Annotated in this window: 11 protein-coding genes and 1 pseudogene; all 12 read right to left on the bottom strand. The window is 54.1% G+C overall.

Annotated features, from left to right (window positions below; genetic code table 11):
* Positions 1-67: 67 nt before the first annotated feature.
* On the bottom strand, positions 68-1,276 hold the full coding sequence (locus Q7K71_07090; GenBank protein ID MDO8675858.1) for a translocation/assembly module TamB domain-containing protein: 1,209 nt from the start codon (positions 1,274-1,276) through the stop codon (positions 68-70).
* A 3-nt stretch (positions 1,277-1,279) separates the two neighbouring features.
* A complete protein-coding gene (locus tag Q7K71_07085; GenBank protein ID MDO8675857.1) occupies positions 1,280-1,870 on the bottom strand; it encodes a MarC family protein in 591 nt (196 codons plus the stop codon).
* A 33-nt stretch (positions 1,871-1,903) separates the two neighbouring features.
* Positions 1,904-2,239, bottom strand: a complete 336-nt coding sequence (locus Q7K71_07080; GenBank protein MDO8675856.1) for a TRASH domain-containing protein — start codon at positions 2,237-2,239, stop codon at positions 1,904-1,906.
* Entirely contained in the window at positions 2,236-5,421 is a 3,186-nt protein-coding gene (locus Q7K71_07075; protein ID MDO8675855.1) for a CusA/CzcA family heavy metal efflux RND transporter, read from the bottom strand. Before Q7K71_07075 ends, Q7K71_07080 begins: the two co-directional genes overlap by 4 nt.
* Positions 5,411-6,550, bottom strand: a complete 1,140-nt coding sequence (locus Q7K71_07070; protein ID MDO8675854.1) for a heavy metal-binding domain-containing protein — start codon at positions 6,548-6,550, stop codon at positions 5,411-5,413. Before Q7K71_07070 ends, Q7K71_07075 begins: the two co-directional genes overlap by 11 nt.
* Positions 6,551-6,681: 131 nt before the next feature.
* Positions 6,682-7,065, bottom strand: coding sequence for a hypothetical protein (locus Q7K71_07065; GenBank protein MDO8675853.1), 384 nt, complete (start codon positions 7,063-7,065; stop codon positions 6,682-6,684).
* A gap of 46 nt (positions 7,066-7,111) precedes the next feature.
* A complete protein-coding gene (locus Q7K71_07060) occupies positions 7,112-9,616 on the bottom strand; it encodes a response regulator (protein ID MDO8675852.1) in 2,505 nt (834 codons plus the stop codon).
* A 235-nt stretch (positions 9,617-9,851) separates the two neighbouring features.
* Positions 9,852-11,468: pseudogene (gene pckA, locus Q7K71_07055) on the bottom strand (phosphoenolpyruvate carboxykinase (ATP)).
* Between the two features lie 20 nt (positions 11,469-11,488).
* Positions 11,489-11,848, bottom strand: a complete 360-nt coding sequence (locus Q7K71_07050) for a response regulator (GenBank protein ID MDO8675851.1) — start codon at positions 11,846-11,848, stop codon at positions 11,489-11,491.
* A 42-nt stretch (positions 11,849-11,890) separates the two neighbouring features.
* Positions 11,891-13,147, bottom strand: coding sequence for a hypothetical protein (locus Q7K71_07045; GenBank protein ID MDO8675850.1), 1,257 nt, complete (start codon positions 13,145-13,147; stop codon positions 11,891-11,893).
* Positions 13,148-13,157: 10 nt separating this feature from the next.
* Entirely contained in the window at positions 13,158-13,775 is a 618-nt protein-coding gene (locus Q7K71_07040) for a penicillin-binding protein activator LpoB (GenBank protein MDO8675849.1), read from the bottom strand.
* Between the two features lies 1 nt (position 13,776).
* Positions 13,777-14,184, bottom strand: a complete 408-nt coding sequence (locus tag Q7K71_07035; GenBank protein MDO8675848.1) for an SPOR domain-containing protein — start codon at positions 14,182-14,184, stop codon at positions 13,777-13,779.
* Between the last annotated feature and the right edge of the window lie 78 nt (positions 14,185-14,262).

The following is a 14,262-nucleotide window of genomic DNA, read 5'->3' as shown; positions in this document are numbered from 1 at the left end:
TATAAACAAAAAACGTTTTTTTGTCAAGCAAATGGGGACATGTACTTGTTACGTGTCCCCATTTGCATTAAAACGTATTCTTGTACTTGAGGTAGATCTGGCTTTCGGTCTGCCTGCGGGGATCGGTGTTGGTGGGATCGCTCTGCGCGGGGATGCCGCTGCGGTCTTGCGGAAGTAATTTCTCGGCGATGTTAATGGAAAATCGATCGGTCAGGAGCACGGCCCCTTCCACGGTCCGGGAGTATTCGGTGGCGGGCTGACCCGGCCGCACGGGTGTTTCCTCGAACTTAAGGCCCAGTTTGAACTCGTCCGTGACGTTCTTTTGAACGCCCAGGGCCTTGGTCTGTTCGTTATACTTCAAAGAAGACGGGGTCCAGGTCCTCCCCGCGGCCAGGACCAGCCAAAGCATGTCTTCGGCCATGGGCGGATCGGAACGCAGCTTCAATTCGGGCTTTTGCAATGTGCCTTTGATGCTAAAGTCAATGGCAATGTCCTCGATCTGTGTTGTCCCGTGAATATCCAAAGAAGGATCGTCCAGGACCCCTCCTGTAAAAAAGGCGCGGCTGGGCCGCAGGTCAATATCACGGTGACGGGTGTTGACAAGCCCGCTGTCCATGATCAGATCGCCCGAGAGCAGTGCTTTGCCGCCCCCCAAAACCAAAACCGCCTGCACGCGGCCAAGCCCCTGGGAAACGGTCGTGTCCTGATAACGGATGCGGTCCACGAAAAACGTGCCGGTCACGCGCAGCCCTGACAAGGGGCCTTGAACGGTCATTTGCGCGTCTGTGATAAAACCCTGGAGATTTTTCAAAAAGCGCTCCTGCATGACGCCGCTGACCAGGGTATGCACGTCCAGAACGCGGGCATAGGCCCGGGCCTGGACTTGACCTTTTGTATATTGACCTTCAATGACAATGGGGTCACAGCCGGGCAAGACGAGGCGCGCGTTGAATATGTCCACGGAAAGGTCCCTCGGGTCGAACGCGGGAACACGCGCGACCAGCCGCTGGATGCGCACAGAGGCCTCGGGCGGGAACGCCGGGATGTTGGTGACCGCGATGTCCTGCAGGATAAGCCCTGAACGCATGGTCCCGGTATAATTTCCGATGATGACGATGACGTCTTTTGGAACATATTGTTTGAGAAAGAACTGGACCGCAACCGGACCGCCGGACGCGGTGGTCAACAGGTAAAAACCCGCCGCGCAAGCCGCGAGGGCCAAAGAACACGCGGTCAAAAATACGGCGGTCAGGATTTTCTGAAAATAAAGACGCATAAATTACTGGTGGGATAAAGCGATGATCTCAATGATGCCGCGGCGCACCATCATCACCCCGATGGCGGCCAGCAGCAGCGACATGACCTTGGACAGAGCGCGCGATCCGGCTTTTCCAAGAACGGCGATCAAGGCGTTGCTGCCCAAAAAGACAACGCCGACGATGGCGAGGTTCAGGAACACCGCGGCCAGGGTGGCCGCAAGGCCGCGCTGGCCCATGAGCATCAGCACAATGGTCAAAACAGCAGGGCCGACGATCAAAGGCGTGCCGATGGGCACTGCCCCCAGGTCCTGGATGCCGCGGCGGCGCTGGTCAGACGAAGACATGAGGTCTCTCATGGATAAACAAAAGAGGATCGCTCCTCCCGCGGCCATGAAATCACCCATGGTGATGCCCAGCAGATGAAAAATGATCCTGCCCAAGAAAATAAACCCGACCGCCACCAGAGCGGCGGTGACCAGCGACTGGGCAATGATCTTTTTCTTTTCCTGGGAAGAGATCCCCTCGGTCAGGCCAACAAAGACCGGCAGAAGACCGACGGGATCCATGGCAAAAAATATGGGGATGGATGCTAAAAAGATATCATTGAGCATAAAATCATTTTAGCAAATCTCTCCGGCCATTGGTTAAAAATCTTCTTTTTCACTCACCTCTTTATCAGCAATGGCCGCGTATTTGTCCGGGTCCTTTTTGAAATCCTTGATGCACATCGGACAGCACAAACCATAGATCTTGCCGTTATGCTCTATCTGCACGGGCTCACCCATGTCCGTGCTCTTGACGATCTTTTCACCGCTGACCGGGCAAATTTTATTGCCGACCTCGACCGGCGCGGCAACGGGCACGGCAATGACAGCCGCATCAGAGGCCGGTTCGGCCTTGGCATCCGCCGGTATTTGTGCGTTGGCGTAAACCAGGGACGCGCCTAGAAAAATCGCTCCTATTGTTAATACTTTTTTCATACTGCCTCCTTGATGATTGATGGATTGAACGTTCTCTGTTTCCACAAATGAAAGATCGCCGGATAGACCAGCAGTTCCAGCAAAAATGAGGTTATTAATCCTCCGATCATGGGCGCGGCGATGCGGCTCATCACATCCGCCCCGGCGCCGTGCGACCACATGATGGGCAATAACCCCAACAGCGCGGCCATGACCGTCATCATTTTGGGACGTACCCGGCGCACGGCCCCGTGCACGATCGCTTCTTTCAGGTCATTTTGATCGTTCATGCGTTTCGCCTTGACCGCGTCCTGATAAGCAATGTCCAAGAATAACAACATCAAAACGCCGGTCTCGGCATCGAGCCCCATGAGCGCGATCATGCCCACCCACACGGCAATGGACAGATTGTATCCCAGGATCCACAACAGCCATACCGCGCCGATCAATGAGAACGGAACGGCCAACAGCACAATGCCTGTTTTGATCCATGACCTTGTGTTCATAAATAATAGAACAGCAATGATCAAAAGTGTCAACGGTAAAACGACCTTGAGCCGTTCGCGCACGCGCAGCATGTTCTCATACTGACCGCTCCAAATGAGGCCATACCCTTGCGGGTATTGCAGCTGGGCGGCGACTTCTTTTTTGGCGCGCTCGACGTAGGAGCCGATGTCCACTCCCGCCACGTCCACGTACACGTAACCGGCCAGCATGCCGTTCTCATCGCGGATCATGGCCGGCCCCGAACGGGTCACGATGTCCGCCACCTGGGACAAAAGGATCTGGGCCCCTGATGGGGTGGCGACAAGAACGCGCTTGAGTTTTTCGGCGTTATCACGCAATTCGCGCGGATAACGCACATTGACCCCGTAGCGTTCGCGGCCCTCAACGGTCGTCGTGACATTCTCGCCGCCGATGGCCGAAGTGATGGCTTCCTGCGCGTCCGCGACCGACAGGCCATAACGGGCCAGCTGGTCGCGCTTCAGGTCAAAGTCCAGGAAATATCCGCCGGCGGCGCGTTCGGCAAAGACACTGCGCGTGCCCGGCACACCTTTGAGGATCGTTTCCAGGCGCGTCCCGATCTTCTCGATGACCGCCAGGTCCGACCCCAGGACCTTGATCCCCACGGGCGTGCGCACGCCGGTGGAAAGCATATCAATGCGGTTCTTGATGGGCATGGTCCAGGCATTGACGGTGCCGGGGATCTTCAGGGCCTTGTCCATTTCATCGATCAACTGCTCATGCGTGATGCGCCGCCCCTTGACCATGCGCCATTGGCCCTCGGGTTTGAGCGTCACCACGGTTTCCACCATGGACAAGGGCGCGGGATCCGTTGAACTTTCCATGCGTCCGGCCTTGCCGAACACCTTCTCCACCTCGGGAAAACTTTTCAGGATACGGTCCTGTTTTTGCAGAAGCTCCTGCGCTTCGGCAATGGAAATGCCGGGCATGGTGGTGGGCATATACAAAACATCACCCTCCCACAACGGCGGCATGAACTCCGAGCCCAATTTCAAGAACACCGGGATGGTGGTCAATACCAGCAAAACCGCCGCGATGATCGTTGCCTTGGCATGCTTGAGCACAAAACGGCAGGCCGGCTCATAGATGCGAAAAAGCCAACGGCTGACCGGATGTTTTTCCTCGGGATAATAGTTCCCTTTCCCGGTTGAGAACAGCATGCGCGCCGCCGGGTTCAAGGTGACCACCAGCACGGCGGCAATGGCCATGACAAAGGTCTTGGACCAGGCCAAAGGCGAAAACAAACGTCCCTCCTGGTCCACCAGTGTAAAGATCGGCAGGAAAGAGACCGCGATGACCAGCAGAGAAAAAAATACTGACGGGGCGACTTCTTTGAGCGCGTTGAGGATGACCGGGCCCGCGTCCCCATGACGCCCGTCCCTCTGCCATTCTTCCAGACGTTTATACACGTTCTCCATCTGCACGATGGCCCCGTCCACCAGCACCCCCATGGAAATGGCGATGCCGGCCAGGGACATGATGTTGGACGTCAATTTCATCATGAATAAGGGGATAAAAGACAATAACACCGCGATGGGGATGGTGACGATGGGGATGAACGCCGACGGAAAATGCCATAAGAACACCAGAATGACCAAACTGACGATGATCATTTCCTCCGTCAACTGGCGCTTCAAATGGCTGATAGCCCTCAAGATCAGGTCCGAACGGTCATAGGTGATCTCGATCTTCACCCCTGTGGGCAATGACGGGGCGATCTCCTTCATTCTGGCCTTGACCGCTTCAATGACCTTCAAAGCGTTCTCGCCATGACGCATGACAATGGTGCCGCCGACCACATCCCCCTGACCATTTAGGTCCAGCACACCCCGGCGGATGTTGGGCCCCAAAGACACGTGGGCGATATTCTTGACCAGAATGGGAACGCCGTTCGGGCCAACTCCCACGGCGATCTGTCCCAGATCATCAACGGATTTGGCGTAACCGTGGCCGCGGATCATGTATTCCGCGCCGGTCATTTCCACCAGACGCCCGCCGCTTTCCTGATTGCCGGCGCGCACTGCTTCGATCACCCTGCTGATGGGGATTTTGTAAGACGACAATTTATTCGGGTCAACCGTGATCTGATACTGTTTGACAAAGCCCCCCAGGGAAGCCACTTCCGAAACCCCGGGCACGCTTTGCAAATAATAACGCAAATACCAGTCCTGGAAACTGCGCATTTCCTGCAAACTGTGCTTGCCGCTCGTATCCACGAGCGCGTATTGCAGGACCCAGCCCACGCCTGTCGCGTCCGGACCCATTTCGGTTTTGACGCCCTGCGGCAAGGAAGGAATGATCTTGGAGAGATATTCCTGCACGCGGCTGCGGGCCCAATACAGGTCTGTCCCGTCCTTAAAGATCACATAGACATACGAATACCCGAAATCGGAAAAACCGCGGATGGCCTTGACCTTGGGGGTTCCCAACAGCGCGGACACGATGGGATAGGTCACCTGGTCTTCTATAATGTCCGGGCTGCGGTCCCAGCGCGAATAAACAATGACCTGGGTGTCGGACAGATCAGGAATGGCATCAAGGGGAATATTTTTGACCGACCACACCGCCGCCGCAATGGCCGCGGCCACGAACAAAAAGATCAGGAATTTATTGCGGGCCGAGGCCTCAATGACCCTGCCGATCGGTCCTTGCCGGGGAGATGTCATGTTATTGTCCATGGATATGCTCCCCTTGGCCGGCTGTATCGTCGGACAGGACAGCCCGCAGGCGGCTTTCCGAATCCAGAAGGAAATTGCCCTCCGCTGCCACCTGTTCACCTTCCGCCAACCCGGACTTGACTGCCCAGCCATTGTCCCCCAACGGCCCTGTCTGGATCTCCCGCGGCTCAAAAATGCCGGGCTTGCTTTCAACGTAAACGATCTTCCTTAAACCCGTATCCATCACCGCCGTTGACGGAACGATGAGGAATTCATTGAGATCCACGGGGATCGTCACATTAACGAGCATGTTGCCTTCCAGCTCGCCGCGATAACCGGTCAGTTCTATGATGGCATTGACCGTCCTGGTCTGGGGATCAAAAATACCGCCGACGGTCCGGATCACGCCTGTTATTTTTTCAGCGTAAGCAGGGATCTCCACCTGGACTTCCTGCCCCGCTTCCACGAACCCGCGGTCCGGCTCAAAGATCTGCGCCACGACCCAATAACTGGCCCCGTCCTTGAACAACAGCAATTCCGGCTGGTCCCACAATGTTTTCCAGGAAACCTTCCTTAATTTCCCGATCTGATCACGGCTGAACCCCAGACGCAATAATTTGTCCTCGGCTTCATGTATTTTGACCTGAAGGCCCCGGTGCGTTTCCCAGTTGCGCCGCGTATGCTCAAAACGGCGGTAATCCCGGTAAACCGTAATATAGTTGATATAGGCCTGCACGTATTCATTCTGCAGTGCATACAGATCATGGTTGGTGGACACATACCCCGGGACCCTGATCGTTCTCATCAGGGCTTGCTTGCGCACAGCAACCGTCTTGACCCCCGTCAACTGCTCCTGGCGCGCGTCCAGCGCCACCGGCGCATGATCGGCCAAACGATTTTCAGGACCTGAAATATGTTCCTGCAGTGCGTGTTGGGCGTTGGGGTGCCCCTCTTTCTTGACCAGTTTCATCCCGCAGATGGGGCAATCGCCCGGACGGTCGCTGGTGTAATGCGGGTGCATGGGGCAATACCAAATTTCTTTGGCTGCGGCTTGGGAAGGGGCCGCCTTGTACCCTTGAAGCAAAAGCCATCCACCCCCGGCCGCGGCCAGGATCAGGATACTGATGATGATTTTTGATGTATTAGACATAAAATTTCCTCCAGTTTTAATCTGAAATTTGTCATTCCCGAATGCTTGTGTCGGGAATCCAGAGAATTAGCCAACCCTGGACCCCCGATAAAAACATTCGGGGGTGACAATCCATATTTTTGAAGGAAAGATTATACTCGTAACTGATGGGACTGGATGTAGAAAGGAACTTCGGACGAGAAACCGGGCGGGCCGTCAGCCCAGACGGTTTGATAAACTACTGGAGTGTGTGTAATGAATACAATGTCCGCGGGCAAAAGATTGAACGCGATGGTAAAAGACGGGATGAGATCAAAGGATTGGGCTATCTGCGCGGACTTCAGGGAAACGGAACAATGCTCGCAATCAGCCGCTTTCTGGGGCTGGGTCTGCTTGGAAGCGCAGCAGGCATGGGACTTGGCTGCGGCAACCGTATCAGCATGAGCGATATTGCGCGCGCAACAACACAGCACCGAGCCAAGGGTGAACACCCCGGCCAGAGACAAAACGAAAGCTGTTTTGAACGTTTTACGCATATGTTCCTTACCTCAAATGGAAGTATAACACCGGCAACCCTCCATGTCAATTGACCGTAGCCAGGACGTCGGAAAGCGCCGGGATATAGGTCGCGGGCACGATCTTGATGATAACCGGCATCAGGCCTTCAATATTATTCAACTGCCCCATGTCCTGCTGGCCTGTCGGCAAAGGCACGCCCTTGCCGTCGCGCCTGATGCGCAAATTCAAATTCGCCGGGTTCAAGTCAATACCGCCGACATCTTTTGCCGCAGCGTTCATGGCCGAATCTTTCCCAAACTTAGGCCTTAATAGTTTTCCTTTAGGAGGGCTTTGCGTTGGTCCTTTTTCTAAAACATTGGCAGGTTCTGGTTCTCCATTAATTTTTCGTAAAGCTCGAAGAAGATTCTCTGAAGTCGGCTCTCTGGGAAGAACTTCTAGCGCCGCACGTTTGACGCTGTCAGGAATTATATCACCCATAATATCTCCTGAAAAAATGATAAAAGGCGTTGGCTGATTTGCAGCAAGTATATTTGCAAGTCCCTCCACCCCAATGTCGCCTGCTCCTCTTAGCGAAGATGTAACGACCAAGTCATACGAGTTACGCAATAACATATTTAATGCTTTTTGACCGCTTGTAACCCCATCCACTCGGTATCCCCCAAGTCTCAACAATCGACTGTTTGTTTCCACTGTAGTGGGATCATTATCAACAAACAAAATACTCTTCACTTTCCGCTCCGCAGTCATCGCGGAGTCCGCAGGGGCTTGGTCAGCAGCCACCTGATCCGGCTGAACAACGGTCAATCGCGGATCCACGATGGATATAACAATGGATTTAAGATTTTTATCTATCCCTATGACATTAACGGTTTCAAACCCTGTTCCCGGCTGGGAATTTTCAACTTTTGCAAGCAGATCGATCACATTTTGGCCACGAATTAAAATGTCATCAATTACTTTGTCGATCTCGCTTAAAAAGAAATCCTGATCCCCATCGATCATGCTGACATAGCTAGTAACAGCCCCAAAGGTATTCGAAACTTCCAAAGATGTCATGTATTGCGAATTATCCGTCACGCCAATAACAAGACCCCCCGCCGGATCGCGCCCCAAAACACCAATATATCTATCTTTTTCATCTGAATTATTGGGGTCTTGTTTAGGCAAACGCATACCGCCACCCATAAAAATCCACCTCAACTTGCTTAAAAAAGGATCACCCTCAAGGAAAGAACTGTATTGTTCTCTAACATTCGCAGCTTGTTTAAGCCTCTGTCCATATTCGTTTATTTGTATTGTCTGGCTTTTCCAATCCGTGCGCGCATCTTTGATCTGTTGTACGGCCTCTTCCATCCACTTCTTCAGTTGACGAACGCCATTCAATGCTATTGGTGACAAAGTCACAGTCATCGCCCGGTCATGTGAAGGTCCGGTCATCGCCGCATCTTGCGCTTCAATGGCCACGTCCATAAGGCCATTGTTTGATCTTGCGCGTTGGATCCGCTCGCGAAATGTGTCGGGAACATCTCTTGTATTGCGGGTCGTTTTTACAACCATCGAATAGTCTTTCCCCTCAAAACCGCCGGAAAAATATTTGCGCGGGACGGTTTGCCGGGTATAGGGGTCGGCCTCTTCCTTAATATAGTTATAGACGCCTTTTTTGAAGGCCTGAAGATATTGCTGGTAGATTCCCTCGATGTCTCCCTTGCTCTGGATTCCCGCCTTCGCGGGAATGACAGAATCCGTATACCCAACACCTTTGATCTTGGCCTTGTCCACGTAAAATTTACTCAATAAACTTTCCTTCAAAGCGCGCTTGTACCATGTGGCCAGGATCAGGGCATTGTTGATCTGGCGCAATAACGCAAAATTCTTACCCTCATTAACTTCCTTCTCAAGGGCGGGCAAAACTATTTCACGGACGACCTGGGAACCTAATTGATTCACATTGCTTTGTAGGGGCGAATCTTGTATTCGCCCTTCTTGCGGGCGATGACAAGCATCGCCCCTACAGATATTTTTAGACAATGCCAAATAATCTTCCTCCAGCATCACCTTCAAATGGCTTTTGACCACGAACGCCGAGCCATTACGCTCATAGACCACGGCCTCGTCCGGCACGATCCACACCTTGTTAAAGGTGTTAACGGGGATATTCGTGGTGCCGTACTGCTCGTGGGCTTTCTTGTAAACATCCGCCCAGAATTTCTTGCCCAGTTTGCTCTCGGGATAGATCAGGGAAGCGGTGATCTGCTTAAGGACATAGTCCTGGCCCAAAAGGTCGCGGCCCATTTCGGTCTGGCCGAACGCCTGCGGAATAATGCGCTGGCCTTCATACGGCGACAAATTGACCCACAGGTCTTTTTCGGGAATGGTGAGAGACGCGAGAAAATATTTGATCAATTTCATTGATTCGTCTTGTAGAGACGCAGCATGCTGCGTCTCTACGTCACCCTGGTCGATCAAAAAATTAAATTTTAACGGGTCTTTCGCGTCCACGGTAATACCCAGGATCATGGGCGGCATAAAGGCGGGACTTACAGCCATCCTGGCACCGGGAGCTGGCAAAAAAACCTCCCCTGCCCGGCTGGGCACAGGAACTGCCGTAGTCAGAAAGGCAAAGATAACGAGTGCACTGATGATCTTACGCGGCATAAAATTCACGGTTTTAGTTGATGGGTGAAAGCACCCCCGCCGGTCCCGCTAAAGAAACAGCGGGACCAGACGCGGGAGTTCATTAAAAGTATGCCTTATTTAATAAGGAATTACAAGGGGTTGAGGGCGTTTGTGGGAAAGCGTTTTCTTAATCACCGCCGGCGGCAGTGATGGCGGGTTGAGGGGGCAGGTCTATCTCCCGCTCCAGTTGGGGGCCGGCCGCCACCAAGGCCTTGCCCTCGGGCGTGTCGGTAAAAAGCTTAAAATTATTGATGAACATCTGCGCCAGGCGCGCGGCCTGCAGGTCATAGGCCTTTTTGTCCGCCCACAGATTGCGCGGGTTCAGCATTTTCGCGTCCACCCCAGGCACCGCCTTGGGGACCCTCAAATTAAAAACCGGCAACGTCTCGAACACTCCCTGATCCAAAGACCCGTTGAAGATGGCGTCTATGATCAAGCGATTGCCCTTTAAAGGAATACGGTAGCCCACGCCGTAGGGGCCGGCGACCCAACCGGTATTGACTAAATACGCGGATGAGCCGTGCTTGTCCATTTTCTCAGCCAGAATGCGCGCGTATTGCGTCGGGTGGACCATTAAAAATGCCTTGCCGAAACAGGCGGAAAACGTGGCCTGCGGTTCCTTGACCCCCAGTTCCGTGCCGGCCACCTTGGCTGTGTAACCGCTCAGATAATGATACATGGCCTGTTCCCTGGTGAGTTTTGCCACCGGCGGCAGGATCCCATAAGCATCGCAGGCCAAAAAAATGATCTTTGATGGATGCCCGCCCCTGGACACGGGCTTGACAATATTGTCAATGTGATTAAGCGGATAGGACACGCGGGTGTTTTCCGTCTTTTTCTTGGACGCGTAATCCACCTTGCCGCCGGGACCTAAGTCCACGTTCTCCAGTAAAGCGTCGCGGCGTATGGCGCGGAATATTTCCGGCTCACGCTCGGCGGTGAGCCCTATGCATTTGGCATAACAGCCGCCTTCAAAATTGAACACCCCTTCATTGTCCCAGCCATGCTCGTCGTCCCCGATGAGCGCTCGTTTGGGGTCGGTGGACAGGGTCGTCTTGCCCGTGCCGGACAGGCCGAAGAACAGCGCCGTGTCCCCGCCTTCACCCTGATTGGCTGAACAATGGAAAGCGCCGATGCCCTTTAAGGGCAGGAAATAATTCATGATGGAGAAAATGCCTTTTTTGATCTCCCCGCCGTACCAGGTGCCGCCGATGACCGTCATGCGCTCGGTGATGTTGAACGCCACGAACGCCTCGCTACGCAAACCCCATTTCGCGAAATCCGCGCACGTGGTCTTGCAGGCGTTGAGGATGGTCCAGTCCGGCTTGAACGTTTTTAATTCTTCCGCCGTCGGGCGGATGAACATGTTCTTGAAAAAATGTGCCATCCACGCAACCTCGGTGACCAGCCGCACGGACAAACGGGTCTGCGCATTGGCCCCGCAAAAACCGTCCATGGTGTAAAGCGTCTTGCCGTCCAACTGCTTGGCCGCAACATCTTTCAAATGCGCCCACGCCTCTTTGGACAGCGGCTTATTGTCGGAGCCGGATGATTGACCCGTGGCCCACCACACAGTATCCTTGGTCGTTTCATCCAGGACGATATATTTATCTTTAGGGGAACGACCCGTGAATTTGCCCGTGTCCACCGCGACAGATCCTGAATCCGTCACGGTCCCGCGCTCATAGCCCTGCAAAGCAGGATCCGTCTCGTGACGGAACAGTTCATCGAACGAAAGGTTGTGGTATTGGGGCACGGGAGGGATCACACGTACTTGTTGATATTGCTTAAAAGGACCTCGGATTTGAACGGTTTGGTGATGTATTCTTTGACGCCCTCGGCCTTGAAGATCTCCACCATCCCTTCCTTGGCGGTCAGGACGATGATGGGGATCTTTTTGGCTCCTCCCAATTTCTTCATTTCAGAAATGAACGCGTACCCGTTCATCCGGGGCATCTGCACGTCCAGAATGATCAGGTCCGGATGTTCGATCTTCAATTTGGCGAGGCCTTCCTCCCCATCGACAGCAACAGTGACGGCAAACCCGTGCGATTCCAGAAAGGGCTGGAGCATCTTGAGCAGTGTTGGATCGTCATCGATCACCAGGATCTTCTTGTTTGCCATATTAGATATTCTATCTGATTTGAAAACCACCCGCAACTGATTTCAACGGTAAGAACGGACGATGAAAAACTTCTTCCGGCCCGCCTGCAGGTCAAAAACACCCAGCGGCTTTTTGCCCAGGGACACCCCTTTCTCGTCAAGATCCTCCACGAAAAATTCATACCGGCCCGGCTCCAGCAGCAGGCGCGCCGCGCGGATCTTTTCCGGCAGGGTCTGCCAGCCGCGCACGTCGGCCTGTTCAGAATACAAATTATAGACGTTGGCAAAAAGATTGACGATCTCCGCCGGGGTCTCGCCGTTCCTGTCGCGCACCCTGCTTTCAACGGCCTTTTCCAGAAGATATTTTCCGATGGGCCTTAAACCCGCCTTGGCCAGGATGAAGGCCTTGCGGTCATTCAATATCTTTTTGGCAATGGCGCCGATGTCCTCGACCGGTTCCGTATTCTCCTGCGCGCTCCTGCTGCCAGCCCCGCCAACGGCGGGACCAACGGCGGGGCCGACGGCGGAAAATACCGAAGAACGCACGTCGCTGACCCGGTCGGCGTACCGGGGAAAACTGATGGCCGTGACATGGCTCGCGTCCAAAGGTATGAGAAAAGTATCCGCGACCTTTAAAGGAACAAACCCCGTATAGTGGAACAAATAAACTTCCGCACTGGCCTGGACATCCGGCGTTTGCGCCGCTTCCAAATTCTGCGCAAGGATCTTGGGGACATCCGCCCCGTATTGGGCTTTGCTGCGGACATCGTCGATATACGCGTCATTGAGATCTTGCGGCGTTCCCGCAGCCCGGTACAGAATACCGAAGAGCATGCGGGCAAAGGCATCGTCGGTCTTGGTCCATTTCGACCGGGCGTCCATGTCCCGCGCCTCAACAAGCGCTTCGCTGACATTGTCCATGGCCGCGAAGTTCAGGGCCTGAAAAATATTGACGAGCACATACTCGTAATCCTCGCCCCTGTACTCCTGCCAATAATCGTTAACAGCATAGGTGGCCGCGGTCTGGCTGATCGAACGGGTGTAAAGATCGTTGAATTTGCGTTTGGCGGACTCAAAAGCGCTGACACTTTCGGCGTAACGGCCGGCCAGATGCAAAACAAAGCCGCGGTCCAGCCAGAATAAAAGTTCATTATTGGAGCCGTAGGCCGAAGGGTTCTGCCCTAAAAAAGAAACGGCTTTGTCAAAATGCTGGGCAATGACCAAGCTGTTGATCTGCGGCTGGATGTTCCTGGGGGGAGTGGCGCAGGAAACGAACGCCGGAAGGAACAAAACCCAAAAAACGTATGGTAGGGAACGCATCGATGCGTTCCTACGGTTTCAAGGATGATCGTTCAACGACTTTTTTGATCTCTTTTTGGCCGATCCAGCGCTTTTGGTTGGTCTTCAAATCCACCAATTCCAGCGTGACCTGGTAAAAGACCGCGTATTTGCCACGGACCGCGTCCTTGATGGAATTAACGCTGCCCTGCACCATGAAGTCGGCGCCGGTCTCCAGGCCTTTGGGGCTGATGGTGGCGTGGGCGGTGTTGCCTGCCTGCCCGTCCGGCAGGCGGGCCTGCTGGTCGGCGCGTTCGGCGCGGACTTCCTCGCGATCATCCTTAGACGCGACAAAGGTGACCTTGCCGGAATTGGTCAGGGCCTGCTCCATGTCCGCGATGAAAACGCCGGGATCGATATGCTCAAAGGTGCGGTTCTTGACAGCCCCGACGATGACAACGGGCGGACGGCCGCTCTTTTGGGTGAATTCATTGACCCATTCGCCGGCCAGACAGTCCTTGATCATTTCCTGGGCGACCAGACGCGCGTCAATGTCGTTCCATCCGCCGCTGAAATCCACGACCTTGTCGGGCTCCATGCGGGTGACCTTGGTGGTACAGCCGGCCGCGACCAATGCTACCAAAACAAAAAGCAACGAATATTTATGCATATCACACCTTTGGTTTGACGATAAACCCGCTTTTATAATTCTTGCGGACATTTTCCAGCATGACCTGGGCCTCTTTCTCATCGGCAATACCGCCGACGCGCACGCGATACCACGTGCCTTTCTCCCCCAGATCACTGACCACGAGAAACGCCTGATAGCCACTTGATCTGAGGTCTTCCAGGGCTTTCTCGGCGCGGGTCTTGTCCTGGAAAGAATACACCTGGACCGCATAACCGGTGACGCTCCCCGGGGAGCGCGCCGGGTCGGCTGTCTGGGCCATGACTTGGACAGGCACAGCCGCGATCACGGCCCGCGGCGGGGGTTCCTCTTTTTGTTTAAAGGACAGAACAAAAATCACGGCACCGGCCGCGACCAGGACAACGACCAACCACACGCTTTTTGAATTCATGCCTTATTTTATCCATAACGCGCAAAATCTCAAGTATTAAATCTTGCTATATTTCTGTCATTCCCGTTGGGTGGCTCA

Source organism: Candidatus Omnitrophota bacterium (genome assembly GCA_030650275.1).
In the GTDB taxonomy this organism is placed as follows: domain Bacteria; phylum Omnitrophota; class Gorgyraeia; order Zapsychrales; family Fredricksoniimonadaceae; genus JACPXN01.
The sequence above is the reverse complement of the archived record's forward strand: the minus strand, read 5'-3'. Positions and strand labels throughout refer to the sequence as shown.

Coding starts and splice junctions, on each gene's coding strand:
- Q7K71_07040 (MDO8675849.1), bottom strand. CDS start 13,775: ATGCATAAATATTCGTTGCTTTTTGTTTTGGTAGCATTGGTCGCGGCC.
- Q7K71_07085 (MDO8675857.1), bottom strand. CDS start 1,870: ATGCTCAATGATATCTTTTTAGCATCCATCCCCATATTTTTTGCCATG.
- Q7K71_07090 (MDO8675858.1), bottom strand. CDS start 1,276: ATGCGTCTTTATTTTCAGAAAATCCTGACCGCCGTATTTTTGACCGCG.
- Q7K71_07075 (MDO8675855.1), bottom strand. CDS start 5,421: ATGGACAATAACATGACATCTCCCCGGCAAGGACCGATCGGCAGGGTC.
- Q7K71_07065 (MDO8675853.1), bottom strand. CDS start 7,065: ATGCGTAAAACGTTCAAAACAGCTTTCGTTTTGTCTCTGGCCGGGGTG.
- Q7K71_07045 (MDO8675850.1), bottom strand. CDS start 13,147: ATGCGTTCCCTACCATACGTTTTTTGGGTTTTGTTCCTTCCGGCGTTC.
- Q7K71_07070 (MDO8675854.1), bottom strand. CDS start 6,550: ATGTCTAATACATCAAAAATCATCATCAGTATCCTGATCCTGGCCGCG.
- Q7K71_07080 (MDO8675856.1), bottom strand. CDS start 2,239: ATGAAAAAAGTATTAACAATAGGAGCGATTTTTCTAGGCGCGTCCCTG.
- Q7K71_07050 (MDO8675851.1), bottom strand. CDS start 11,848: ATGGCAAACAAGAAGATCCTGGTGATCGATGACGATCCAACACTGCTC.
- Q7K71_07035 (MDO8675848.1), bottom strand. CDS start 14,184: ATGAATTCAAAAAGCGTGTGGTTGGTCGTTGTCCTGGTCGCGGCCGGT.